Source organism: Candidatus Magasanikbacteria bacterium RIFOXYB2_FULL_38_10, assembly GCA_001783145.1.
GTDB lineage: Bacteria > Patescibacteriota > Patescibacteriia > Magasanikbacterales > UBA10003 > GWC2-40-17.
Genome location: MFQT01000004.1, coordinates 465 through 25165, shown reverse-complemented (window position 1 = coordinate 25165; position 24701 = coordinate 465). Strand labels below are relative to the sequence as shown.

The following is a 24701-nucleotide window of genomic DNA, read 5'->3' as shown; positions in this document are numbered from 1 at the left end:
CAAAAGTTCCGCCATTTTTTTAAAGGAAAGAGGCTTAGAGGCTATAAAAAGCAAAGATTCTATTTTTGATGTCAAAGGCATAATTTGCTTATAATTTTTCTATATAAATTTCTTCAAAATTATTTTCTTGAGAAACAAAAACATGCTGTTGTTTGGTTAGTTCTAAAACCGCTAAAAAGGAAACAATAATTTCTGTACGATTGCGCGCGGCGGATAAAATATGTTTAAACTCTATTCTATTTAAATTACTCAACAAAGTTTCAATATGACCTATTTTTTCTTTAATTGTGACAGCTTTTTCCATAGCCACTTTTGGTAATTCCAAAATTGGCCGCAATCTTTCCAAAATTTCTTCAAAAACATTTTTTAATTTTTCGGCTGACAAATTCTTGGGAGGAAAAAACCCCAATTCGACCGGTTTTAAAATATTTTCTCTAAAATAAGCAAATTTTTTCTTCTTCAAAATGCCCTCAATTTTCTTAGAAGCCTCTACAAATTCTTTGTACATTCTTAATTGATCCTCTAAACTCACGCTCTCATCTTCTGGTGTAAAGGCTTCGGGCAAAAGTGTTTTGGACTTTATATAAACTAACCGGGTGGCAATTACTAAAAAATCAGCCATCTCCTCTTCGGGCATTTCTGTATTGTCTTTTAAATAATTAACAAAAGATTCAGTGACGCGGGACAAAGAAATTTGGGTGATTTCCATTTTTTCCTGTTCCACCAACTTTAAAAGTAAAGATAAAGGACCTTCAAATTGTTCTAATTTTATCTGGTGAGGCATTACTTTGGTTTCCCCTGATTTAGAAAGGTAAATTTATTTTTTAGTAATCTTTTTAACAGCCTTTTTTATTTTTGGCGCAACTTTCTTAGCGGCTTTTTTAATCTTCTTTTTAGCAGCCAGGCCAAAGTCTGCTACTGTGGCATTTTCTAATTTGGCTAAATCTTTAACTTTTAAACGCAAAGATTCGGTAAAAGATCCGGCGCCAAACAAAGCGTGTTCTGTTTTAAACAAAGCCTTATCCAAAAACATTTCCAATTTGTGCAAAGCGCCAAAAGGTAAAAGGGCGCCGGGCTTGGTTTTTAAAATTTTCTTAATAGCTTGTTCCGTGGCTAATTCAATTTTTTCCGCCTTTAAAATTTTCTGCAATTTTTTAAAATCAATCTTTAAATGAGCCGGCAACACAATAATAATATAGCGCTTTCCCCCAACTTTTATCAGCAATGTTTTAGCTACTTTATTCATCTTTTCTTTTAAAGTAGCGGCCAAATCGTAGGCGGTAAAAACTGGGCGATGCTTAATTATTTCATGTGCCACTTTATTTTTTTCCAAATAAGCAAGGACTTTTTTAGGGACCATAAATTTAAAATTAAGAGTTAAATTTTTAAGGAATAAGCTAACCTTCTTTTTGTTTATATTCTGGAGGTGATAACTGCAAATCAATTCTATTCAAATCCCTGGGAAACAAAGTTGCACGCTTAACATTTTCTATACCCAGTAATTTAGCAGTTAATCTCTCCAGCCCAATAGCCAGGCCACCTTCCGGAGGCATTCCATATTTAAAGGCTTGTAAATAAAAACTAAAACTGTCCAACTTGTAGCCCCACTTTTTAATATTTTCCACCAATTGATTATAATTATTAATGCGCTGGCCGCCAGTGGTAATTTCCACGCCGCGAAAAAGCAAATCAAAACTTTTGGTAAATTCCGGATCATTTTCATCGGGATAAGTATAAACCGGGCGCTTATTAGTTGGATAATGCGTGACAAAAACAAAATCCGACTGCCACTTATTTTTAGCGTATTCCCCTATCCACTGTTCTTCATTAGGTTCCAAATCAGGCTCGTTGGTATGGTCTGTGCCTGTTTCCTTTTTAATCAATTCTTGCACCTCGCGCAATTTTAAAATAGGAAATTTTTCTGGAATTAAAAGCGGCTGAAAATCCCATAATTTTAACTCTGATGCAGCGTCTTTAGCTAAATGCTTATCCAAAAATTTTATAAATTCAATTTCTAAATTGATTACGTCCAAATGATCTTTAATAAACCCATATTCTAAATCTAAACTGGTGTATTCATTTATATGCCTGGTAGTGGCGTGTTTTTCCGCGCGATAAACATTGCCAATGGTAAAGACGCGCTCATAAACCCCCACCATAATTTGCTTGTAAAACTGCGGACTCTGAGCAAGATAGGCTTTGTGGCCAAAATATTCCAAGGAAAAAACATTAGCGCCGCCTTCAGTTGATTCCCCCACTAATTTGGGGCAAGGAAATTCTATAAAATCTTGGTTTAATAAAAAATTTCTAAAAGCATTAACAATTTCCGCTTGAATTTTGAACAGGGCACGATTTTTTTCCGTACGCAAAGTTAAAGGCAGAGAATCCAAATAAACATCCAGGCCCATTTTTTCATCAGCCGGATCCAGTGGCAAAGGTTCCGCTGTGGCTAAAACTTTAAAAGACTTAGCCAAAAGTTCTATCTTCCCTGTTATTAAATTAGGATTGATATTTTTTTCGTTTCTTTTATTGATGATGCCAAAAATTTGCACCGCAAATTCGCTTCTAACATCTTTAACAGCCTCATAATCATTACTCATTTCACCAGGCGCGCAAATTACTTGAATTAAGCCACTCCTATCGCGTACATCTAAAAAAACAATTTTGCCCAAATTGCGGCGTGTTTGTATCGAGCCTTGAATTTCTATTTCTTCACCTACTTTTGTTGGTGTTTCTTTGATTAAAGTTCGCATAAAAATATGTTAGTTTTACCTAATTATTTTAACAAAATAAAGGTAGATTGGCAAACTTAATAAAAAAATACCCCCTGATGCTCCGTTGGGAAATCAGGGGTATATCACTAGATAAGAAATATTTAAAAGGATTTCTATCTCTCTTCAAAGAAAACACGATTACCTTGTGCCCAGGCCTTGACATGTGTGGTTGGGAAGGCGTTGATGTGCCATCCCTTAAAACCATGTGAAACGCCCACTGAACGAAGCACTTCTCGCACATCGTAAGCAAAAAAGATATTGGCGTATTCCCTCGTGGTAAGCAAAGCTCCGTCCTCATCAACATTTTGCCTTTCTAAAAGTGTCCAGATGACAGACAAGAAAGTCTTCGCCCTCTCTTCCTCACCAATTTCCTTGATAAGGTTGGGGTCAAAAGTCCCTTTAAGCAAAAGGCAGGAGATGAGAGACTTTTCACTCGCAGATCCCGCTTGTATGGCTGGCTCCACCTTACCTAAAAACCAAGCCTTGAAATTGTCATCCAAGACAAAACGCGAATCTTCTCCTTCCAAGAAACGCTCACGGGCGACAAAGTCACCTGCCACTTGAGGTACCACAGTGGTACCAAGCAGTTGAAGGAACGAAGGATCCAAAATGACATTTCTAGGCAACCTTTCCATTTGATTTCTCCTTATTAACAAATGGGAGTTTCTTAGTGTCACCTTAACAATAAAGTGGGTTTTTGTCAAGGTTTTAACCTGGTAATCATTCTAGGAAAAGGAATACACTCTCTAATATGCTCTACGCCCGTGATCCAGCGCACAGTGCGCTCTAATCCTATACCAAAGCCGGAATGAGGCACACTGCCATATTTTCTTAAATCCAAATACCATTCATAATCTGCCAAATTCAAACCTTCGGCTTTGATTCTTTCCAAAAGCAAATTATAATCATCTTCGCGCTGGCTCCCGCCGATAAGCTCCCCCGCTCCTTCTGTGGCAATCAAATCATCATTCAACACCAACTCCGGATTAGCCGTATCACGTTTCATGTAAAATGGTTTGATTGTCTTGGGCCATTTTTCCACAAACATTGGCACGGGCGAATCTTTTGTTAAAAGCGCCTCGTCATCATTACCCAAATCTTCTCCATACTGAATATCAGAACCTAAAGCCTGCAGTGTAGCAATGGTTTTGTCATAACTCAGACGAGTAAAAGACGCATCGGCCGCGCGCAATTTCTCCGTATCTCTTTCTAAAATTGCCAGTTCTTTAGCACAAATGGCCAAACAATATCTAACAATATGACGCACCAAACCCTCTTGCAGGCGCAAATTTTCTTCATGTTCCACAAAAGCACCCTCGGCATCCATCATCCAGAATTCTGTTAGATGTCTTTTGGTTTTGCTTTTCTCCGCCCGAAAAACCGGGCCAAAATCATAGCACCGGCCTACCGAAGCAATGGCCGCCTCACTATACAACTGTCCGGATTGGGAAAGATAGGCCGTGCCCAAATCAAAATATGGAACAGGAAAAAGAGTGGTTGTTCCTTCGCAAGCATTGGGTGTAAAAACCGGTGAATCCACTTTGATAAAACACTCTTGATGCAAATATTCATTAATTGCGGTAATAACAGCATCGCGCACTTTTAAAATAGCCCACTGCTTTGGCGACCTTAGCCATAAATGCCGCCATTCCATTAAAAAATCCGGGCCGTGCTCTTTTTTGCCAATGGGGTATTCTTCGGCCACTTGCACCAATTTAAGTCCGCTTACTTGTAATTCATATTCGCCAAATTTTTTGGGATGCTCGGATACAACGCCTTGCAAGGTTACCGCAGTTTCCAAAGTAATTTTTTGGCAGTCAGCCCAAACTTCTGGCGCAACCGCTTCTTTGTTGACCACAGCCTGTAAAAACCCCGAGCCATCGCGTAATTGTAAAAAATACAAACTACCAGATGAGCGCAGGTTATAAATCCAGCCCTTTAATTCCACATCTATATTAACAAATTTTGACAAATCTTTGATAAGCATAATTTAATGAATAATTTGATATAAATAAAATTTTTCAAATAGATTATTTAATTCTTCGGCGGTTTCTTTAGTTATTTTCACCCAAGCCTCCTTTAAACCGGCTTTCTCCACTAAATATTTTAAAATCTGTCCGGTTCTTAAACTAACATCTACAAATTCCTGATTATTTTTTATAAAACATTTGGAACAAACCGCCCCGGCCTCTGTTAAATTGAATTCATATTTGCCTTTAATTTTTGTTTGGCAAAAAATACAATTATGAAGGCGCGGCTTAAAACCAGCCAAAGCAGCCGCTTGCCACTTAAAAAGCGGCAAAAAATTGGATTCTTTATTTTTAAAATTTAAAAAGAAAAAATTCTTGGTTAGTTGAAAAAAATTTTCTTCTTTCTGTTTCTCGGCTAAAATTTTTTCCAATAAATTAGAGGCTTCTTGAGCTCTTAAAAGCTGATTAAAATTAGATTCACCACCTTGAAAACAAAAATTGTTCAAAGTAATGGCTTGCCCTATTTTATCACAACCCTTACCCTCGGCCACCATTAATTTAACCTCTTTAAAAGGCTCCAGATGTCCGGACAGCTTGCTCAGCATTTTTTTTGCCCCCACAGCCACGGCGCGCATTTTTCCCAATTCTTTACTTAAAAAAATAATTTCTAAATCATTTTCACGCCAAGTTCTTTTTTTTAAAATTATTGCTTCTGTATTATAGGTCATAAATTTTTCCCCGTGCCTTTTCTTGACCCAAAAAACTTTCCAAAATCAGCATGGCCGCTCCCACGTCAATCTTTTTGGCCGATAACATTTTAGCTGCCCTAGAAGTTAATCTTTCATCAAAAGTTAAAACCGGCACTTCAACATTTTTGGCTAAAATATCAACAAATTCTTGCACTTCTTGAGTTTTTTCAGTAGGTTCTCCTTTTAAATTCAAAGGCCAGCCCACAATTATTTTTAAAATTTTTTCTTCAGCAATAATTTTTTTTAAATCTTCCAAAATCTGCTCTAAATTTTTATTTTCCAAAACTTTAAAGGGCAAGACAATCTTTGTTTCTTTGTCAGCCAAAGCTAATCCAACGCGTCTTTCTCCGTAATCAATTCCTAAATACATAACAAACATTTTAAGTGACAATTTCGCAGCCGTTTTTTGTTACTACAACAGTATGCTCAAAATGGGCCGAAAAAGAACCGTCGGCGGTTTTAATGGCAAAACCATCATCACCTTCTTTTACTTTCCAACTTCCTAAATTAATCATTGGTTCAATAGCTAAAACCATTCCTTCTTTTATTTCAATTTTGTCTAGCGCCCGGTCGTAATAATTGGGAATACGCGGCTCCTCATGAACAGCATAACCAACGCCATGGCCAACTAAATCCCTGACAATACCAAAACCAAAACGACTGACATAATGTTCTATAGCCTTACCAATTTCACTAATTTTGCTTCCCGGCTTAACTTCTTTAATGCCTATAAACAAAGCTTTACGCGTCACTTCCATTAATTTGGCCACATCTTTGGAAATTTTACCCACGGCCACAGTAATGGCTGTGTCAGTGAAAAAACCGTTAACCGCGGGGTATTCCATACCAATATCAATGCCAATAATATCGCCATTTTGCAAAATTTTACCCGGTACAGAAGGAACATGCACCACTTCATCGTTGACAGAGGTGCACAAAATAGTGGGAAAAGGAATTTCTCCTCTTTCATGATAATATTTGAAGGCCGGACGACCACCAACTTTTAAAATCAATTCTTCAGCTTTTTTTTCTAAATCGGCAGTAGAAATTCCCGGTTTGACCATTTTACCCAAATCGCGTAAAATATTACCTAAGAGACATCCGCCTTCTTTAATCTTTTCTATCTCTTCCGGAGATTTAATTGCTATAAACTCGTTAGACATACTTATATTTTAGCTTAAAAGACTCTTAAAAGCAAGAACTGTGTCGGAAACCTTTTATTTAAATCCTTCCGCCAAAAAAACCGTCGCTATTATCACCTCATCTTTTTTAGGGACTTTTTTTATTTCCCGTCTTTTTGTTTATTTAGTCTTAGGACACTTAGCGCCCAACTTTTTTCTAACTATCAGAGGTGTCCACATCCATCACTTTACTTATGGTTTTATTATTTTGGCCATAACAGGAATTTATCTTTTAATCAAACACCCCGCTCCCGGATCTCATCTTTTTAAATGGCTGGCTTGGTTTTATGGTATTGGACTGGGTCTTTCCACTGATGAATTTGGAATGTGGATTAGACTGGAAGATGAATATTGGGTAAGACAAAGCTACGATGCCATAATAATCTTAACTTTAATTTTAATCAATATTGCTTTTTTGCCACAACTATTAAGTTGGATTAAAGAAATGATTGCTAACGCCAAAGAATACTTCTACCGCAAATAAACCTCTCCCAAACCGTATCGTTATTTTAAAAACACTTCCCTTAGGAAGCGTTTTTAAAAATTTGTTTAATTTCTTCAAAAATATCTTCTATGTTTTTTGAACCATCCATTTCTTTTACCATTTGCCCGTCAATTTCTTTAAATTCTTGAAAGATGGGAGTTAAAATTACTTCGCCTTGCTCCAGCAATCTGGTCTTGAACACCTGTTCATTTTTGTCATCAAATCTTTGTTTAATTTCCCCGCCACATTTAGGACAAATTATTAAATTTTTATTTTCCTCGCTGTAAGGGATATTTAAACCGCAAACCGAACAAACGCGGCGATGAGTTAACCTAAACAGCGATTCTTCTTCGGACAGTCTTAGATAAATCACCAAAACTTCATCCAATATTTTTTTTTCTTGAAAAAATTTTATAAATTCTTTGGCCTGATCTAAATTGCGAATCGCTCCGTCTAATACAACCCCTTGCCCTAAAGATATTTTTTTTTCTATTTCGGAAAAAATTAATTTATAAACCAACCAATCACCTACCAATATTCCTGTGCGCATTTTTTGCGCTTCCGCCAAATCTTCCGGTGCTTGATCTTGAGGATTAGCCAAAAGATTTCTTAGCAAATCTCCGCTAGAAAGATGGGCAAAACCATATTGAGCCGCCACTTTTTCGGCCTGCGTGCCTTTACCAGAACCGGGGGGGCCTAAAAAAATTATGATTTTTTTCATTTTTAATTAGAGGATCTATTAGTAATAAATGACCCTGCAAGGAAAAACAAAATTAAACTAGTACTGTTCGTAATCGCGCATGGTCATCTGTGATTCAACCTGTTTGACTATTTCTATCACTACCGCCACCACGATTAGTAAAGAGGTGCCACCAATAACCATAGATTGACTACCGGTGACATTGCGTAAAATTAAAGGCAAAATAGCGATGACACCCAAAAACACAGAACCGGCCAAAAGAATGCGATTCATAGTGTATTGCAGATATTCAGTAGTTAACTTACCCGGACGTACACCAGGAATAAAACCGCCTTGTTTCTGTAAATTTTCAGCTATTTTTTGAGGATGAAAAATAACGGCGGTGTAAAAATAAGTGAATCCTACCACCAGTAAAAAATAAGCGGCGGCGTAAAAAACAGAATTATTAAAAAGATGAATTGTCCCTTGCGCTAAACTGGCTAACCAAGCTGTTTTGGCTTTAATGAAAAACTGCGCCACCATGGAAGGAAAAAGTATAATGGAGATGGCAAAAATGATTGGGATAACACCCGCCATATTCACTCTTAAAGGTAAATGGTTATTACCACCGCCAAAAACACGATTGCCACGGACTTGTTTGGCATAAACTACAGGAATGTTTCTTTGCGCTTCCGTAACAAAAACAACTCCCACAATAGTCACAATGGCAATTAAAGCATAAATAATCAACTCAATGATTTGCGCCCTGTCAAAGGTGACAAACATTTGTTGAAGCGAAGTAGGCAAGGAAGAAATAATGCCGGCAAAAATTAAAATGGAGATACCGTTGCCAATACCTTTTTCCGAAATAAGTTCACCCAGCCACATTAAAAACATGGTACCGCCGGTAATGGTGACCATAGTGGTGATAAAATGAAAAAGATCCAAATTACCAACTATCCCCTGTCCTGTTTGTCTAAGAAGCATAATCATACTGTAGGCTTGCAAAAAAGCCAATGGAACGGTTAAAAGCCTGGTATATTGATTAAGCCTTCTCTGCCCGGCCTCGCCCTCTTTAGACATCTCTTCTAAACTCGGAACAACCATAGCTAACAATTGAAAAATAATGGAAGCGGTAATATAAGGACCGACACCAAGCATTATTACAGAAAAATTCTGCATAGTGCCGCCAGAAAAAACATTCATTAAGCCGAGTAATTGATTGGAATCAAAAAATCTTCTTAAAGCAATAATATCTACTCCCGGAATAGGAATATAAGCCACTAAACGAAAAATTACCAGCATCAAAACAACATAAAGAATTTTGTTGCGTAAATCTTTGGTCTTCCAAATTTGTAACAATTTTTCTAACATAGTGCTTTTAAATTTTAACGCGTTTAATTTTTATGCCCCGCTAAATTAAACGGGGCATAAAAAATTTAAAGTATTTTGCCGCCGGCTTTGATTATCGTTTCCTTGGCGGAGGAAGTTAGTTGGCAATCAGATACTTCTATCTTTTTGCTAAAATCTTTACCACCAATCAATTTAACGGGAGCCAAACGAGAAATAATCTTTTTCTCTAATAAAGTCTGGGGATTCACTTTTTCATTATCAGAAAATTTAACTTGAATTTTTTCTAAAGAAATAGCCACCGGTCTTAATTTAAAGCTTTTAAAACCGCGCAACTTAGGAGAACTTAAAAGAATATTTCTCCAACCTTTTTGCTTTAATTTTTTGCGTCCGCCAGACCTGGCTCTTTGACCCTTAGCGCCTCTGGCACTATAAGTACCGCGACCCGAAGCATTGCCCCGACCCACCCTTTTAACTTTTTTTCTAGCGCCGCTGTTAGGTTTTAAATTATGAGTTCCTAAACGCATATTACTTTTTATTCATCGCGCGCGGTTTTAAGCTTTTCAAAGCTTTAATAGTAGCTCGCGCATTATTTACTTTATTATTGGCACCCAACATTTTACCCACAATATCCGGAACACCGGCTAATTCCAAAACTACTCTCATGGCTCCGCCGGCGATAATACCAGAACCGGAAGGGGCTGGTTTTAATAAAACTCTAGCCGCTTTTTCTTTGGCTTTTACCCAATGAGGAATAGTGGTTTTTTCTAAAATGACTTTAAACAAATCCTTTTTGCCCAAACGAGTAGCCTTACTAACAGCCATGGCCACATCGGCACCTTTGGCAATTCCAAATCCAACACGGCCCTTACGATCCCCCACTATTACAGCCGCTCTAAAACGCATACGTTTACCGCCTTTGGTCACCCTAGTTACTCTAGCTAAATCTAAAATTACATTATCAAATTCCTTTTCTTCGGCAGATCTATCCGATCGATCTCTTCTGTCGCCCTTACGCCCTTTAAATTGTTTTTTGATTTCTTCCATAAAAAATAGATTAAAATTCCAAACCCGCGACACGAGCACCTTCGGCTACGGCTTTAACGCGTCCCTGAAAGGCATAACCTCCGCGATCAAAACAGATTTTCTTTATCTTTTTTTCCACTGCCTTTTTGCCTAATTCCTTACCGGCTTCATAAGAAACTGCGCTTTTTCCTTTATACGGATTATCTTTTTCCGCTTTTAAACCTTTGCTGGAAGAGGAAACAATCGTTAGGCCGCGTTCATCATCAATTAATTGCAAAAATACGTACTTTAAACTTTTGCGTACAGATAAACGAGGTTTTTCCGCTGTCCCGCTGATGCGGCTTCTAACCCGCGCGTGGCGTTTGGCTAATTTTTGTCTTTTGGCTTTAATGCGATTCATATTTTAAAGCTTTAAGCGGCGGATTTAGCCGCGGCCTTACCGGCCTTTCTCCTAATTATTTCATCAACATATTTAATGCCTTTACCCAAATATGGTTCCGGCTTTTTAATTTCCCTAATTTGAGCGGCAATACTCCCTACTAACTGTTTATCAAAACCTTTAATGGTGATAATATTTTTTTCAACAGTCACTTCTATTCCCTGGGGAACGGCAAAATTTACTTGATGGGAAAAACCAACATCCAAAACCAAATTTTTTCCCTTAACCTCGGCCTTAAAACCAATACCGTTCATCTCTAATTTTTTTTCAAAACCGGTGGTGACGCCAAGAATCATGTTTCTAACCAAACTTCCAAATAACCCCCACAAAGCCCGATCACTTTTTAAATTTTCATCTTTGACGGAAATTTTCAATTCATTCCCTTCTTTAACAATAGAAACTCTAGTATGCAAAGACTGTTCCAAAGTTCCCTTAGGACCTTTGATTTTAATATTGCCGGAAGTCACATCGGCTTCCACGCCCGTAGGTATAACAATTGTTTTTTTACCAATTCTTGACATACTTTTTTAATAAACTTCACAAATTAATTCTCCACCAATATTTTTCTTTTTGGCTTCGCGTCCATCCATAATTCCTTGGGAAGTGGAAAGAATGGAAATACCCAAACCATTGCGTACAGTTTTTAAATCTTCCTTGCCAATATAAATACGCCGTCCCGGTTTACTGATTCTGGTTAAAGAAGTAAGAACAGGCCTGCCATCTTGATATTTTAAAATTATTTTTAAATCACCGCGGCCGTCTTCTACTTTTTCCACGCTTTTTAAAAATCCCGCTTGCAATAAAATATTAGCAATGGATAATTTAACTTTGGAAAAAGGTATTAAAACCTCTGCCTTCTTAACAGCGGAGGCATTTCTTATTCTTGTTAACATGTCTGCGATTGGATCGGTAAACATAATTTTCTTATCTCTCTTTTTGTTATTAAATTTATTCTACCAACTAGATTTAGTAATTCCCGGTAATTCTCCACGGTTGGCCAATTCACGAAAACAAATACGGCATAATTTAAAGTCTCTCATATAGCCATGTTTGCGGCCGCATTTCCAACAACGATTAACAATGCGGGAAGAAAATTTAGCTTTTCTTTTGGATTTATAAATTTGTGCTTCAGTAGCCATAAAATTACTTTTCTATTAAAGGAAAACCTAAGTGGGTGAACAAATTTTTTGCCTCTTCTTTATCTTTGGCGGAAGTAACCACTGTAATCTCCAAGCCTAAAACTTTTTCAACTTCATCCGGTCTAATTTCCGGAAAAGATAAATGTTCTTTAAAACCAATCGTCATATTGCCTTTTTCATCAAAAACATTGGTAGAAACACCGCGAAAATCTCTGACGCGAGGCAAGGCAATTTTGATAAGTTTTTCCAAAAAATCATACATTCTTTTACCGCGCAAAGTGACTTTGGCTCCCACAATTTGTCCAGCTCTTATCTTAAAGTTAGAAATTGATTTTTTGGCCTTAGCTAAAACTGGTTTTTGACCGGTAATACGCCTTAAGGTTTCTTCTACTATTTCGGCAATTTTGGGTTCTTTGATCATTTTGCCAAAACCAATATTAACCACTACCTTTTCCACTTTGGGAACGGCATTAATATTCTTATAGCCCAATTCTTTCATTAATTTGCCCACTACTTCTTTTTTGTAAAATTCTTTTAAATTCATAAACTTAAATTACCTCATTACATTTTTTGCAAAAGCGCACTTTTTTATCGGCTTCTTGTCTTTTGCCCAACTTAACTCCCTTTTGGCAATGTTCGCAAAAAAAGGAAACATTGGCAACGGCAAGCGGAGCCGACAATTCAATAATTTGACCTTTTTGCCCTTCTTTGCGAGAACGCACATGCTTTTTTAAAATATTGGCGCCCTCAACCACAACCTTATTTAATTCAGGAAAAATTTGAATTACCTTGCCGGATTTACCCTTATCTTTGCCTCTGGTAATGATTACTTTGTCACCTGTTTTTATTTTCATATTATAAAACTTCCGGAGCTAAAGAAATTATTTTAATAAAACCTTTGTCGCGTAATTCCCTGGCTACCGGCCCAAAAATACGCGTTCCTTTAGGCTCTTTTGATTTTTTATCAATTATAACAGCCGCATTGTCGTCAAAACGAACATAAGTGCCATCTTTGCGACGAATTTCTTTATGGGATCTAACTAATACAGCCGTAACTACTTCACTTTTTTTAACCATACCATAAGGCTCGGCTTTTTTAACTACGCCTGTAAAAATGTCGCCGATTGTTGAATAGCGTTTTTTATAACCGCCCAAAACTCTAATACACTGAATTATTTTGGCGCCGGAATTATCCGCTACATTTAACATTGATCTGTGTTGAATCATATATCTTTAATAAATCACTCTCCACTTTTTAGTTTTAGAAATGGGACGGCACTCAACAAAATTAACCTTATCACCAACTTTATACTGACCCTTTTCATCATGCACCTGAAAACGATTGCTGACAGTATATTGTTTTTGATATTTAACATTTTTTCTGACTCTGTCAACTCTTATAACAACAGTTTTCTGCCCCTTAGCAGAAACAACCACGCCCTTAAATTTTCTGATCTTTTTTGTATTCTCCATATTTATTTAAGACTGTTTAAGATAGTCTTGATTCTAGCAATTTTCTTTTTTGTCTTTTCAATATCTTTAACAGTTTTTAATTCTCGTGAAGAAACGCGAAAACGCAATTCACGCAATTTCTCTTGCTCTTTTTTAAGCAAATCATCCAATTCTGTTGGGGAAAAATTTTTTAATTCTTCTTTTTCTTTCATATTAAACTTTTTTAACAAAAACACATTTAACAGGTAATTTATATGAAGCCATGTGCAAAGCTTCTTTGGCTACGGATTCATCAACGCCATCTACTTCAAAAAGAATAGTACCGGGTTTAACTGGAGCAACATAATAATCCACAGCACCCTTGCCTCCACCCATAACGCTTTCATTACCATGATTAGTGACCGGCTTATCGGGAAAAATTCTAATCCAAACTTTACCGCCTTTACGCAAATATCTGGTAATGGTACGACGAGCCGCTTCTATTTGACGTGCGTCAATCCAACAATTGCTCAAAGATTTCAAACCAAAACTACCGTAAGCAACGTAATTTTTAGCAGTGGCAATACCTGTATTTCTTCTTCTGCCTTTGTGCCATTTTCTATGTTTTACTTTTTTAGGAAATAACATAAATATTTATCTCTTATTATTTTCCACTTGCAGTGGCTTCATTTTTAGTGGAAAAAATTTCTCCGCGATAAATCCATATTTTAACTCCAATAACACCATAAATTGTCTGGGCTATTTCAGAAGCAAAATCAATATCAGCGCGTAAATTCTGTAAAGGAATCTTACCGGAGACTAACATTTCTCTACGGGCAATTTCTGCACCGTTAAGACGACCGGAAACCATTACCTTTACACCTTGCGCCCCGGCTTTTCTTACTTTTTCAATAGTTGTTTTTAAAACCCTTCTAAAAGGCATGCGTTTTTCCAAATCAGTAATCATGGACTGAATAACAATATGGGAAGACAAATTTGGTTTAGAGCACTCTTGGACATTTAATTTTAAATTGGCGGTTTTACCAAAAAATCTTTTTTGTAAATCTTTTCTTAATTCTTCAATTCCCGCTCCACCGCGGCCGATAATTACACCCGGTTTAGCCACGTTTAAAATAATAACAATCTCTTTGGCATTACGCTCAATTTGAATACAATCAATTCCTGATTCTTTTACTTTTTGCCCCAGATATTTTTTAATTTTTAAATCCTGTTGCAAAAACTTGGCGTACTGTTCTCTATTACCAGCAAACCACCTGGAATTCCATCTATAAATTGTTGACATTCTGAAAATTGTTGGATGTACTTTGTGACCCATATTTTTTATTTAGTCTTGGAACGTTCTGCCAAAATTAAAGTGATGTGGCAAGTATGTTTTTTGATAGGTGCCGCTCGGCCAAAAGCTCTGGGCCTCCATCTTTTAAGTGCAGGGCCTTGGCCTACGGTTGCCGCTTTAATAAAAATACTATCTTTAGACAACTTAAAATTATGTTCAGCATCAGCTGTAGCCGCTCTTAAAACTTTAAGTACCGGTTTAGCTGCTATTCTTTTGCTGAAATGCAAAATATTTTCCGCGTCAACTATTGATTTGCCACGCAACATTTCTATAACAATCTCAACTTTTCTGCTGGACATTCTAATAAATTTTGCTTGTGATTTAATTTCCATATTTTACTTTTACTTTTTTTTGCCTTCCGCTCCTTTAGCGGCAATAGCGGCGGTCTTTTCGGATTCGGCCTGTTTGGATTCTAAATCTTTTTGCATTTTGCCACCATGTTTGGTAAATTTGCGTGTTGGAGAAAATTCTCCCAATTTATGCCCGACCATATTTTCCACCACCAAAACCGGCAAATGCTGACGGCCATTATGAACACCAATTATAAAACCAACCATTTCCGGAGTGACAACCGAAGGGCGAGACCAGGTTTTAATCACGGTCTTATCACCCGGCTTTAATCTTGAGATTTTAGCCAATAATTTGGGATCGGTAAAGGCACCTTTTTTAAGACTTCTGCTCATAATTTATAGGGATGAAATCAAATTATTTTCTGCGTTTAATGATTAGTTTATTACTCCATTTTTTACGTTTTCTGGTTTTAACTCCTAAAGCCGGCTTACCCCAAGGATTTTCCGGACGTCTCATGCCAATAGGATTATGGCCTTCACCACCTCCGTGTGGATGATCTACCGGGTTCATAGCCTTACCACGAACTTCCGGCCTCCAACCCATATGTCTTTTTCTACCGGCTTTTCCTAAACGAACCAAGTTGCGATCTGGATTGCTAAGCTGACCGATAGAAGCCAAACATTTTTTTGATACTTTTCTAAATTCTCCTGAAGGTAATTTTAAAGTTGCATAATCCCCTTCCACGGCCATTAGTTGAATACTATTACCAGCACCGCGACAAAGTTGACCGCCTTTTTGAGGCTGCAATTCAACATTATAAATTGTATAACCGACCGGAATGCTTTCAATTGGCATACGATTGCCTAAATTGGCTTCAATCTTTTGTAAAGAAGATAAAACCCTATCACCAACTTTTAAAGTTTGTGGAGCCAAAATATAACTTTTAACCCCATCTTCGTACTTTATCAAAGCAATACGTGCGCCACGATTTGGATCGTACTCAATAGCTAAAACTTCGGCAGGCACATTATATTTTTCTTGTTTAAAATCTACCAAGCGATAGAATTTTTTGTTACCGCCGCCGCGATGTCTTACGGTAATTAAACCTCCGGATCTTCCTGTCCTTCTTTTTGGTTTGCTAATTAAAGATTTTTCCGGCTCAAATTTAGTAATATCTTCAAACGTGTCTACGCTGGAAAATCTGCGACCGGCTGAATTTTTTTTGTAATTTTTAACTGGCATAAACTTTAAACATTCTTATGCAATTCTATTGTTTGTCCTTTTTGCAAAGTCACCAAGGCTTTCTTTTTATCTTTTCTAACACCGCTCATTCTGCCAAAACGAACGCGCTTGCCTTGTAAATTAATAACCCTTACTTGGACAACCTTAACTTTATAAATTGATTCTACGGCCTTTTTAATTTCTGGTTTAGTAGCCAAAACGCCAACTTCAAAGGCATACACTCCGCCGCTATGTAAATAAGTTGATTTTTCCGTCACGATGGGACGCAATAAAACTTTATGTCCTTCTCTAAATTTTATTTCTCTATTAGAATCTGCAGCCACACTCTCCGTTTCAACCTTAACACTCTTTTTGGCCTCTTTGATAGAAGCTTTGGGAGCCTTGGGCTGCGCAACTTCCTCTTTATTTTCTACAACCTTTTTGATAATAGAAGCATCGCGCTTTCCTCTAGCTTCATCCAATTCTTTTTTACTTGTCCAACGATTAAAAAGTCCCATATTTATTATTTCTTATAAACTTTTGTCCAAAATTCAACCGCTTCTTTAGTGGTGACAACAGAATCGTTTTTTAATAAGTCCAACAAACTTAATTCATTTAAAGAAACCTGATTTACATTAGGAACATTTCTGGAAGCCAGTTTCATTTCTTTATTAATTTGAGGAAAAACCACCAAAACTTTTTTACCAATCAAAGGTAAATTCTTTTTAATTTCCACAAAGGTTTTTGTCTTAGGCTTATCCAAAGACAAAGTTTCCAACAAAATTAGAGAATTTTCCGCTACTTTTTGAGACAAAGCCATTTTAAAAGCCAACTGTTTAATTTTTTTGTTGATTTTAACTTTAAAATTACGAAACTTGGTAGGGCCAAAAATTACGGCGCCGCCCTTCCACAATGGGGACCGGCTGGAACCGGCGCGGGCACGGCCTGTGCCTTTTTGCTTCCAAGGCTTTTTACCGCCACCGCTTACTTCACCTCGAGCTTTGGTGTGAGCCAAAACCTGTCTTTGATTGGCTTCCATACCTACGGACACTTCATGCAAAACACCTATTCTGGGTTTAATTTCAAAAATTTCCGGGGTCAAATTTTCGGTTGCTACTACTTCTCCCTTAAAATTGTAAATGTTAACCTTGACCATATTAAATTTATTCTTGTGTAGATTCTTGTGTTACGGTTTCTTTAACAGCAACGGCTTCGGCAATTGGTGCCGGTTCAACTGGTAAATTTTCTTTCTTCAAAACCGCAATCTTTCCCGGGGCTTTAATTAAAAGCAAAGAATTTCTGCCTCCAGGTAAAGCGCCTTTTAATTTTAAAAGATTATTAACAGCATCAACCTCTACAACTTCTAAATTCTTGACAGTAATTTGTTCACCGCCCATGCGGCCAGCCATACGCAATCCCTTAAAAACTCTTTGCACACCACCGGAACCAATAGAACCTGGCATTCTTAAATTATCTTTATGACCATGAGTAGCGGGGCCACCGGCAAAATGATGACGCTTAACTACGCCTTGAAAACCCTTGCCCTTGGAAATACCGGTTGCTTCAATTTTCTCTCCAGCCTTAAAATTTTCCACGGTATACTCATCGCCTCTTTTTAATTCTAAATTTTCACCATCAATAATTTCCTTTAAAAACCGCACCGCCGGCAAACCTTTTAAATGGCCGGCTTCGGGCTTAGACAATTTTTTATCATTTATTTTTTTAAAACCTATTTGTACAGATTTTTTTCCATTTTCTTTATTCTCTTTTATTCCTGTCACAAAACAAGGTCCGGCCTGAACAATCGTAACGGGAACGGCATCGCCGTTTTCTTTGTAAATCTGTGACATCTGAATTTTTTGACCGAGTATAAATTTCATACTGATAAACAAAAGTCAGAAGCCACTTTTGAGGCTTCCGACCTTTTCTCTTGCTTAATAATTAAGAAAATAAAATTTTCTTAATTTTCAATTGATAAGGCCCAAATACTTAAAAATTTTCAATTCTCCCAATGCTTTTTTGCGGCTTGCAGAAGTTTTCCTTAAAGGATCCTCTCTGTTTGCCTCAACTAAGCTTTTAATTACATTTTTATTTCCACGTCCACACCTGCTGGTAAATTAAGATGTTGCAAAGCGTCTATAACCTTAGCATTCGGTTCTAAAATATCTAGCAATCTTTTATGAATACGCATTTCATATTGCTCTCGCGCATTCTTATGAACAAACGTAGAACGATTAACCGTATATCTTTTAATTTCTGTTGGCAAAGGCACCGGCCCTCTTACCGCGGCTCCGCTTCTTTCCACCGTTTCCATAATAGTCTTTACGGATTGATCAATAATTTTATGATCATAAGCGGCAATTTTAATCCTAATGCGGGAAGATGTTTCCTCTTCTTTACCAACTTTCTGTTTTGTAGCAACAACTTCTGACATGTTTTTATTTGATTATCTTAAGCACCACGCCAGCGCCAACTGTTCTACCGCCTTCACGGATAGCAAAACGCATTTTTTCTTCCATAGCCACCGGAGTAATCAATTTAATCTTTAAGTTAACAGTATCACCGGGCATAACCATTTCTGTTCCTTCTGGCAATTCCACTTCACCGGTCACATCGGTTGTACGAATGTAAAATTGAGGTTTATAGCCTTTAAAGAAGGGTTTATGACGACCGCCTTCTTCTTTAGTTAAAACATAAATTTGACCTTCAAATTCAGTGTGAGGAGTAATGGAGCCGGTTTTAGCCAACACCATACCTCTTTCCACTTCATCTTTTTTCAAACCGCGAAGAAGCAAACCGGCGTTATCGCCAGCACGTCCTTCATCCAAAGACTTGTTAAACATTTCAATACCGGTAATAACAGTCTTTTTGGTATCTTTAATACCCACCATTTCAACTTCATCATTAATATGGATAATACCGCGTTCAATTCTACCGGTGGCCACAGTACCGCGGCCTTCAATGGAGAAGACATCCTCAATAGGCATAAGGAATGGCTTGTCAGTTTCACGAACAGGTTCCGGAATATATTCGTCTAAAGTTTTGATTAAATCTAAAATTGGTTTGGCAGCGGCTTCATCAGTTGGATTTTCCAAAGCTTTTAAGGCAGAACCGCGAATAATTGGGGTAATATCGCCAGGGAATTCATATTTTTTCAAAAGATCGCGAACTTCTTCTTCAACCAAATCAATAAGTTCTGGATCGGAAACCATATCAACCTTATTTAAGAAAACAACAATATAAGGCACACCAACTTGACGAGCAAGTAAAATATGTTCACGGGTTTGAGGCATTGGACCGTCAGCGGCAGAAACAACCAAAACAGCACCATCCATCTGAGCGGCACCGGTGATCATATTCTTAACATAATCAGCGTGTCCCGGACAGTCTACATGGGCATAATGTCTTTTTTCTGATTCGTACTCCACATGAGCGGTGGCAATAGTAATACCACGGGCTTTTTCTTCTGGAGCGGCGTCAATTTGATCCACACCCTTATCTTGGGCTTTCATGCCATGAGCGCTTAAAACCTTTAAAATTGCCGCGGTCAAAGTTGTTTTGCCGTGGTCAACGTGACCAATGGTGCCAACATTAAGGTGCGGTTTGGAACGATCAAATTTTTCTGCCATAGTATTTAAAATTAATTTTTTAACTAAATTAAGTTATTTTTTAATAAAAGCGATTCTAGAAAAGAAGTATAGCACACATCCAAAAATAACGCAAGTCTTTAATTGGGGAAATCTTTCAAACCGCCTTAAAGCGTTATTTTAGCTCTCTAAAGGCTCAAAATAATACTGATCTTCCGGCTTATTTTCTTCTTTAGCAGCTGTTTCTGATTTTTCCAAAGAATCTTTTCCGTCTTCTTTCATGCTTTCATCCAAAAATAAATCTTCTTCTGCCGCTTCAATCGGTTCATTTTCTAAATTAACTTCTTCAGCGATATTAGGAACAATTTTTTGCTGAGCCTTCCAAATGGCAATATCATGATTAATTTTTTCCAATAAATCGGATTCACTCATTTCACCCAGGCTAAAATTTTCCTCTTCAGAAAACTCCAACGAAACCAAATATTCATAATCTTCTAAAGACATCACCACATAAGGATTGGCAAAATCCGCTTCGGAGACGATCAACCTGTCACCTGTTTTAGCAATCAAATTAAGAATTCTTTTTAATCCTGACTTCATATATTTATGACCTTATTTTAAGCCTCAAAAAAAATTTTGTCAAATCAGAAAAATTTTACTAATTTTACTTTTTTCTTCCTTCAACTATTTCCAAAGTGACATTGGAAGGAGTTTCCGCGTAATGAGAAAATTCCATATTATAAGAGGCTCGTCCTTGGGTCATAGAACGCAAATCTGTAGCATAACCAAACATATTAGCCAAAGGCACATCGGCATCTATAACCTTAATACCAACACGATCACGCATTTCTTTAATTTGACCACGACGTGAACTTAAATTACCTATTACATCACCCATAAACTGTTCCGGAGTCAAAATTTCCACTTTCATGATTGGTTCAAGTAAAACCAAACCGGCTTTTTTAGCAGCTTCGCGCAAAGCAAAGGCACCGGCTAATTTAAAAGCGGCTTCGGAAGAGTCAACATCATGATAAGAACCATCAAAAACAGTAGCTACAATATCAATTAAGGGATAACCAGCCAAAACGCCTTTGTCCAAAGTTTCTTTAACACCTTTTTCAATAGCCGGAATAAATTCACGAGGAATAGAGCCACCTTTAATTTCACTTTCAAATTCAAAACCGGCACCACGTTCTCTTGGCTGTACGCGCAACCAGCAATGTCCATATTGACCGCGACCACCAGATTGATGAATGTATTTACCTTCGGCCTCAGCTGTACCTTTAATGGTTTCCTTGTAAGCCACCTGGGGTTTACCCACATTAGCTTCCACCTTAAATTCGCGTTTCATACGATCCACAATAATCTCCAAATGCAATTCGCCCATACCTCCAATAATTGTTTGCATAGTTTCTTCATCGGTTCTAACTTTAAAAGTAGGATCTTCTTCGGCTAATTTTTGCAAAGCCGTACCCATTTTTTCTTGGTCAGCCTTAGTTTTAGGTTCCACAGCCACATGAATAACTGGTTCGGGAAAAGTGATTGATTCCAAAATAACCGGACGGCTTTCATCACACAAAGTATGACCGGTAAAAGTATTTTTTAATCCTACAGCCGCGGCAATATCTCCGGAATAAACCTCTTCAATTTCTTCACGATGATTGGCGTGCATTCTAACCAAGCGACCAATACGTTCTTTTTCACCCGTCATGGTATTTAAAACATAAGAGCCGGCTTTTAAGGTTCCGGAATAAACGCGGAAAAAAGCCAATTTACCAATAAAAGGATCAGCGGCAATTTTAAAAGCCAGACCGACAAAAGGTTCATTATCAGCTACTTTAACTGGTATCTCTTTAGTTTTATCACTGGGATCAAAACCCTTAGGAGCGGCAATATCCAAAGGAGAAGGTAAATAATCTATCACGGCATCAAGCATAAATTGCACACCCTTGTTTTTTAAAGCACTGCCGCAAAGAATAGGCACTATTTCAAAATTAACTACGGCCTGGCGCAAAACTTTCTTTAAATCGGCTACGGGTATATCTTCTCCAGCCAAATAACGGTTCATTAAACCCTCATCATTTTCACAAATTTTTTCTACCAATTCGGAACGATATTTTTCCGCCAATTCCTTCATGTCAGCGGGAATTTCCCCTTCTTGAATATCCTTGCCCATTTCATCCATATACATCTCGGCTTTGCGGTTTAATAAATCAATAATACCTTTAAAATTGGCTTCGGTACCAATAGGCAACTGCAAAGGAATGGCATTTTTGGTTAACCGCTCATGAATAGATTTAACATCGGAAAAAAAATCAGCGCCCATGCGATCTAATTTGTTGATAAAACAAATACGCGGCACGTGGTAGTCGTCGGCATAACGCCAATTGGTTTCTGATTGAGGTTCCACCCCGGCTACGCCGTCAAAAATAACCACGGCACCATCAAGCACGCGCAAGGAACGCTTTACTTCCACGGTAAAATCAATATGCCCCGGAGTGTCAATCAAGTTGATGCGGCAATCTTTCCAAAAACAAGTGGTGGCGGCAGAGGTAATTGTAATACCGCGCTCTCTTTCTTGTTCCATCCAGTCCATAGTGGTATCGCCTTCATGCACTTCGCCAATTTTATGTTTTTTACCGGTGTAAAATAAAACACGCTCGGAAACGGTTGTTTTTCCGGCATCAATATGGGCAATAATACCAATATTTCTGGTTTTGTCTAAGGAATAATCTCTAGGCATAAATAAATTAATTTTCCTGAAGTTTTTTAAAGACGCATAAAAATATGCGCCTTTTTTGAATTAAAATTATCTGGCAAAATGAGCAAAAGCCTTATTAGCTTCAGCCATGCGGTGAATATCCATTTTCTTTTTAATAGCTTCGCCTTGATTTTCTGAAGCGGCAATTAATTCGTTGGCTAATCTTTCAGCCATAGGCTTGCCTTTAACTTTTCTGGCCGCCTCAATTATCCATTTAAAAGCCAAAGCATTTTTTCTTTCTCCTCTCACCGGCATTGGCACCTGATAATTGGCGCCGCCCACACGACGGGATTTTGTTTCTACTGTCGGGCCAACATTTTTAATGGCCTCTTCAAAAACTTCCAAAGCGTCTTTTTTGGCTTTTTTAGTGATTATTTCAAATGAATTATAAACAACCTTTTGGGCTATAGTCTTTTTACCTTTACGCATTACGTAATTGATAAATTTAGCCACCACAAAATTATTAAATTTACTATCGGGTAAGATATCTCTTTTAGGTGCTTGTTTTCCTCTCATATTATAAATTATTTAGCTTTTTTAGCTCCGTACAGTGAACGGCTTCTTTTTCTGTCAGAGACGCCTTGGGTATCAAAAATACCGCGCACTATGTGATAGCGCACGCCTGGCAAATCTTTAACGCGTCCGCCGCGGATTAAAACAATGGAGTGCTCCTGTAAATTATGTCCCACACCTGGAATATAAGCGGTCACTTCCATACCATTGGATAACCGAACTCTGGCAATTTTGCGCAAAGCAGAGTTAGGTTTTTTAGGAGTCATGGTAGTAACCTTTAAACACACGCCGCGCAAAAAAGGCTTAACATTAGTTGGCGATGTTTTTTTGCGATGCAAAGTATCCAAACCATAATGCATAGCCGGGGCTTTGCTTTTCTTTTTAATTGTCTTGCGTCCTTTTCTTATTAATTGATGAATTGTTGGCATACGTAAATTACGTAAATAAAATTTAAAAACAAAAGAGATTTACTCTTTGCGGCAACTCTACGGTTTTACTAGACAAATGCAGTTTGGCTAATAAACCTTTTCTCTCCACAAAGCTTGAGAATAGTATATAGAAAGATGGAAAAGATGTCAATAGCCGGCTAGTTTAAATAATCACCGGGGAAATAAATCCCTGTTTATCAATAAATCTTTTAGAAATTATAAAATTTTCCTTTAAACCTAGTTCGGCTGATAATTTCTGCCATTTTTAAACAATTTTTCTAAATTGCCATGACAGCGCCCAACTGCCCCCAACGTGCCTTTATTTTTTCTGCAAGACCAAGTATCATAAATAAAAGATTTCTCAAAGATTGGTTCAATTACTCGCGCCACAGCGTGATGCAAAAGCCTATCTCTCATGCACGCCTTATGAATAATGCGCGGTTTGGGATCACGAACACGTTTCATTTCATAACCACCTTGTTGCCAACTGTCCGTTTGCAATTCTTCTTTCAAATCAGTTATATTATCTTCAAGATTAAAAGCAAAATTTTGCACATCAATTCTTTTTTTCTTTCCGCGCAAAAATTTTTTCCAGGCTAAAAATAAATTTTCAACTGAAATTATTTCATCAAAAATTTTATGACATTGAACCCCCCCCCCACGGTTCCGTGATAATTTTCAATCGATTGTATGATTTTTTGTGTTTTTGGTATGTCCATAGCAAAAAATTTCCTAAATACGATAGATACACAATAGCCAAAGATATTTTTAATCTTTTACTGGAAATTCTGATACAGATAAAACGCGCGGAAGTTACCGGCCAAACTTACAAAATCAATCAGCTTGTGGAAGCCAGCAAAAAACTGGACGCTATAAAAATTTTAATCCGTCTAACCAATACTCTGCAACTTGTTGATGACAAAAAATATATTACCACTGAAGATGAACTTATACAAATTGGTAAAATGATAGGTGGTTGGATAAAATCCTTAAATACCAATACAAGAACGCCGTAGCATTCTTGTATTTTTTATCCGCTCTTCGGAGAGAGACGCCCAAATTGCTGTTCGCGTTGTCGGGTTTCCAGTTGTTCAAGTTCGCGCCACCCGCGTCACAGTTGCCAACGTTCACCAATTTGCCATCGGCGGATCGCTCTTTCCGTTTGCCTATCCAAAATGCGCAGTACGCAAAGTTTGTTTTACTAAACTTTGTTGCTTCACCAAAAAACAAACGGAAGCAGGGCGGACAAACAAATTTTTATGGGCAAACCAATACGCTGGTTTGCGCTGGTTGTATTAGCCCAAAATTTTGGATTCCCTCCCGC

Annotated in this window: 38 protein-coding genes and 1 pseudogene (1 of these 39 only partly in view); 2 read left to right on the top strand and 37 right to left on the bottom strand. The window is 37.6% G+C overall.

Annotated elements, in window-relative coordinates; genetic code table 11:
- The 9 genes and pseudogenes from A2294_02110 to A2294_02070 all read right to left on the bottom strand — a co-directional run.
- Window positions 1-81: pseudogene (locus tag A2294_02110) on the bottom strand (hypothetical protein); it reaches 495 nt to the left of the window's first position.
- 7 nt (window positions 82-88) lie between these two features.
- On the bottom strand, window positions 89-784 hold the full coding sequence (locus A2294_02105; GenBank protein ID OGH86037.1) for a hypothetical protein: 696 nt from the start codon (window positions 782-784) through the stop codon (window positions 89-91).
- A gap of 33 nt (window positions 785-817) precedes the next feature.
- Window positions 818-1360 (bottom strand): hypothetical protein, encoded by a 543-nt coding sequence (locus tag A2294_02100; GenBank protein OGH86036.1) that lies wholly within the window; start codon window positions 1358-1360, stop codon window positions 818-820.
- Window positions 1361-1397: 37 nt separating this feature from the next.
- Window positions 1398-2753, bottom strand: a complete 1356-nt coding sequence (locus A2294_02095; protein ID OGH86035.1) for an aspartate--tRNA(Asn) ligase — start codon at window positions 2751-2753, stop codon at window positions 1398-1400.
- A gap of 134 nt (window positions 2754-2887) precedes the next feature.
- Entirely contained in the window at window positions 2888-3409 is a 522-nt protein-coding gene (locus A2294_02090) for a hypothetical protein (protein OGH86034.1), read from the bottom strand.
- Between the two features lie 65 nt (window positions 3410-3474).
- Window positions 3475-4761: an asparagine--tRNA ligase gene (locus A2294_02085; GenBank protein OGH86033.1), complete on the bottom strand. Its 1287-nt coding sequence runs from the start codon at window positions 4759-4761 to the stop codon at window positions 3475-3477.
- Window positions 4762-4764: 3 nt separating this feature from the next.
- Window positions 4765-5472 carry a DNA repair protein RecO gene (locus tag A2294_02080; GenBank protein ID OGH86032.1) on the bottom strand — a complete coding sequence of 236 codons (708 nt, stop codon included), beginning with the start codon at window positions 5470-5472 and terminating at the stop codon, window positions 4765-4767.
- Window positions 5462-5863, bottom strand: a complete 402-nt coding sequence (locus A2294_02075) for a hypothetical protein (GenBank protein ID OGH86074.1) — start codon at window positions 5861-5863, stop codon at window positions 5462-5464. Before A2294_02075 ends, A2294_02080 begins: the two co-directional genes overlap by 11 nt.
- A gap of 10 nt (window positions 5864-5873) precedes the next feature.
- The gene (locus tag A2294_02070) at window positions 5874-6656 is read right to left on the bottom strand and encodes a type I methionyl aminopeptidase (protein OGH86031.1); all 783 of its coding nucleotides are present in this window, start codon (window positions 6654-6656) and stop codon (window positions 5874-5876) included.
- 40 nt (window positions 6657-6696) lie between these two features.
- Here A2294_02070 and A2294_02065 point away from each other — a divergent pair, with 40 nt between their 5' ends.
- Window positions 6697-7158 (top strand): hypothetical protein, encoded by a 462-nt coding sequence (locus A2294_02065; protein OGH86030.1) that lies wholly within the window; start codon window positions 6697-6699, stop codon window positions 7156-7158.
- Between the two features lie 40 nt (window positions 7159-7198).
- On the opposite strand, the gene A2294_02060 is transcribed toward A2294_02065, so the two are convergent.
- The 28 genes from A2294_02060 to A2294_01925 form a co-directional block, all read right to left on the bottom strand.
- Entirely contained in the window at window positions 7199-7879 is a 681-nt protein-coding gene (locus A2294_02060) for a hypothetical protein (protein ID OGH86029.1), read from the bottom strand.
- Window positions 7880-7936: 57 nt separating this feature from the next.
- A complete protein-coding gene (locus A2294_02055) occupies window positions 7937-9211 on the bottom strand; it encodes a preprotein translocase subunit SecY (protein ID OGH86028.1) in 1275 nt (424 codons plus the stop codon).
- Between the two features lie 65 nt (window positions 9212-9276).
- Window positions 9277-9714: a 50S ribosomal protein L15 gene (locus A2294_02050; GenBank protein OGH86027.1), complete on the bottom strand. Its 438-nt coding sequence runs from the start codon at window positions 9712-9714 to the stop codon at window positions 9277-9279.
- A 1-nt stretch (window position 9715) separates the two neighbouring features.
- Entirely contained in the window at window positions 9716-10141 is a 426-nt protein-coding gene (locus tag A2294_02045; protein OGH86073.1) for a 30S ribosomal protein S5, read from the bottom strand.
- 103 nt (window positions 10142-10244) lie between these two features.
- Window positions 10245-10613, bottom strand: a complete 369-nt coding sequence (locus A2294_02040) for a 50S ribosomal protein L18 (GenBank protein OGH86026.1) — start codon at window positions 10611-10613, stop codon at window positions 10245-10247.
- A gap of 11 nt (window positions 10614-10624) precedes the next feature.
- Window positions 10625-11173 carry a 50S ribosomal protein L6 gene (locus tag A2294_02035; protein OGH86025.1) on the bottom strand — a complete coding sequence of 183 codons (549 nt, stop codon included), beginning with the start codon at window positions 11171-11173 and terminating at the stop codon, window positions 10625-10627.
- 6 nt (window positions 11174-11179) lie between these two features.
- Window positions 11180-11569 carry a 30S ribosomal protein S8 gene (locus A2294_02030; protein ID OGH86024.1) on the bottom strand — a complete coding sequence of 130 codons (390 nt, stop codon included), beginning with the start codon at window positions 11567-11569 and terminating at the stop codon, window positions 11180-11182.
- A gap of 36 nt (window positions 11570-11605) precedes the next feature.
- Window positions 11606-11791 (bottom strand): 30S ribosomal protein S14, encoded by a 186-nt coding sequence (rpsN, locus tag A2294_02025; protein ID OGH86023.1) that lies wholly within the window; start codon window positions 11789-11791, stop codon window positions 11606-11608.
- Between the two features lie 4 nt (window positions 11792-11795).
- Window positions 11796-12335 (bottom strand): 50S ribosomal protein L5, encoded by a 540-nt coding sequence (locus tag A2294_02020; GenBank protein ID OGH86022.1) that lies wholly within the window; start codon window positions 12333-12335, stop codon window positions 11796-11798.
- 4 nt (window positions 12336-12339) lie between these two features.
- Window positions 12340-12645, bottom strand: coding sequence for a 50S ribosomal protein L24 (locus A2294_02015; protein OGH86021.1), 306 nt, complete (start codon window positions 12643-12645; stop codon window positions 12340-12342).
- Window position 12646: 1 nt separating this feature from the next.
- Window positions 12647-13018 carry a 50S ribosomal protein L14 gene (locus tag A2294_02010; protein ID OGH86020.1) on the bottom strand — a complete coding sequence of 124 codons (372 nt, stop codon included), beginning with the start codon at window positions 13016-13018 and terminating at the stop codon, window positions 12647-12649.
- Window positions 13019-13024: 6 nt separating this feature from the next.
- Window positions 13025-13264 (bottom strand): 30S ribosomal protein S17, encoded by a 240-nt coding sequence (locus A2294_02005; GenBank protein ID OGH86019.1) that lies wholly within the window; start codon window positions 13262-13264, stop codon window positions 13025-13027.
- Between the two features lie 2 nt (window positions 13265-13266).
- On the bottom strand, window positions 13267-13455 hold the full coding sequence (locus A2294_02000; GenBank protein OGH86018.1) for a 50S ribosomal protein L29: 189 nt from the start codon (window positions 13453-13455) through the stop codon (window positions 13267-13269).
- A gap of 1 nt (window position 13456) precedes the next feature.
- Complete coding sequence (locus A2294_01995; protein ID OGH86017.1) at window positions 13457-13870, bottom strand: 50S ribosomal protein L16; 414 nt, start codon at window positions 13868-13870, stop codon at window positions 13457-13459.
- Between the two features lie 16 nt (window positions 13871-13886).
- Window positions 13887-14558 carry a 30S ribosomal protein S3 gene (locus A2294_01990; GenBank protein ID OGH86016.1) on the bottom strand — a complete coding sequence of 224 codons (672 nt, stop codon included), beginning with the start codon at window positions 14556-14558 and terminating at the stop codon, window positions 13887-13889.
- A gap of 5 nt (window positions 14559-14563) precedes the next feature.
- Window positions 14564-14908: a 50S ribosomal protein L22 gene (locus A2294_01985; protein OGH86015.1), complete on the bottom strand. Its 345-nt coding sequence runs from the start codon at window positions 14906-14908 to the stop codon at window positions 14564-14566.
- Between the two features lie 9 nt (window positions 14909-14917).
- Window positions 14918-15259 carry a 30S ribosomal protein S19 gene (locus A2294_01980; protein ID OGH86014.1) on the bottom strand — a complete coding sequence of 114 codons (342 nt, stop codon included), beginning with the start codon at window positions 15257-15259 and terminating at the stop codon, window positions 14918-14920.
- Between the two features lie 22 nt (window positions 15260-15281).
- A complete protein-coding gene (locus tag A2294_01975; protein ID OGH86013.1) occupies window positions 15282-16109 on the bottom strand; it encodes a 50S ribosomal protein L2 in 828 nt (275 codons plus the stop codon).
- A gap of 5 nt (window positions 16110-16114) precedes the next feature.
- On the bottom strand, window positions 16115-16408 hold the full coding sequence (locus A2294_01970; protein OGH86072.1) for a 50S ribosomal protein L23: 294 nt from the start codon (window positions 16406-16408) through the stop codon (window positions 16115-16117).
- A 203-nt stretch (window positions 16409-16611) separates the two neighbouring features.
- Window positions 16612-17244, bottom strand: a complete 633-nt coding sequence (locus A2294_01965; GenBank protein ID OGH86012.1) for a 50S ribosomal protein L4 — start codon at window positions 17242-17244, stop codon at window positions 16612-16614.
- 7 nt (window positions 17245-17251) lie between these two features.
- On the bottom strand, window positions 17252-17938 hold the full coding sequence (locus tag A2294_01960) for a 50S ribosomal protein L3 (protein OGH86011.1): 687 nt from the start codon (window positions 17936-17938) through the stop codon (window positions 17252-17254).
- 230 nt (window positions 17939-18168) lie between these two features.
- Window positions 18169-18522, bottom strand: coding sequence for a 30S ribosomal protein S10 (locus A2294_01955; protein OGH86010.1), 354 nt, complete (start codon window positions 18520-18522; stop codon window positions 18169-18171).
- Window positions 18523-18526: 4 nt separating this feature from the next.
- Complete coding sequence (locus A2294_01950; GenBank protein OGH86009.1) at window positions 18527-19717, bottom strand: translation elongation factor Tu; 1191 nt, start codon at window positions 19715-19717, stop codon at window positions 18527-18529.
- A gap of 138 nt (window positions 19718-19855) precedes the next feature.
- A complete protein-coding gene (locus A2294_01945) occupies window positions 19856-20275 on the bottom strand; it encodes a hypothetical protein (GenBank protein OGH86008.1) in 420 nt (139 codons plus the stop codon).
- A gap of 64 nt (window positions 20276-20339) precedes the next feature.
- Entirely contained in the window at window positions 20340-22418 is a 2079-nt protein-coding gene (locus A2294_01940) for a translation elongation factor G (protein ID OGH86007.1), read from the bottom strand.
- A 66-nt stretch (window positions 22419-22484) separates the two neighbouring features.
- Window positions 22485-22952 carry a 30S ribosomal protein S7 gene (locus A2294_01935; GenBank protein OGH86006.1) on the bottom strand — a complete coding sequence of 156 codons (468 nt, stop codon included), beginning with the start codon at window positions 22950-22952 and terminating at the stop codon, window positions 22485-22487.
- 8 nt (window positions 22953-22960) lie between these two features.
- Entirely contained in the window at window positions 22961-23377 is a 417-nt protein-coding gene (locus A2294_01930) for a 30S ribosomal protein S12 (GenBank protein OGH86005.1), read from the bottom strand.
- A 237-nt stretch (window positions 23378-23614) separates the two neighbouring features.
- Window positions 23615-23959, bottom strand: a complete 345-nt coding sequence (locus tag A2294_01925; protein ID OGH86004.1) for a hypothetical protein — start codon at window positions 23957-23959, stop codon at window positions 23615-23617.
- 86 nt (window positions 23960-24045) lie between these two features.
- Between A2294_01925 and A2294_01920 the strand changes: the two genes are divergently transcribed.
- Window positions 24046-24393: a hypothetical protein gene (locus A2294_01920; GenBank protein ID OGH86003.1), complete on the top strand. Its 348-nt coding sequence runs from the start codon at window positions 24046-24048 to the stop codon at window positions 24391-24393.
- Window positions 24394-24701: the final 308 nt, after the last annotated feature.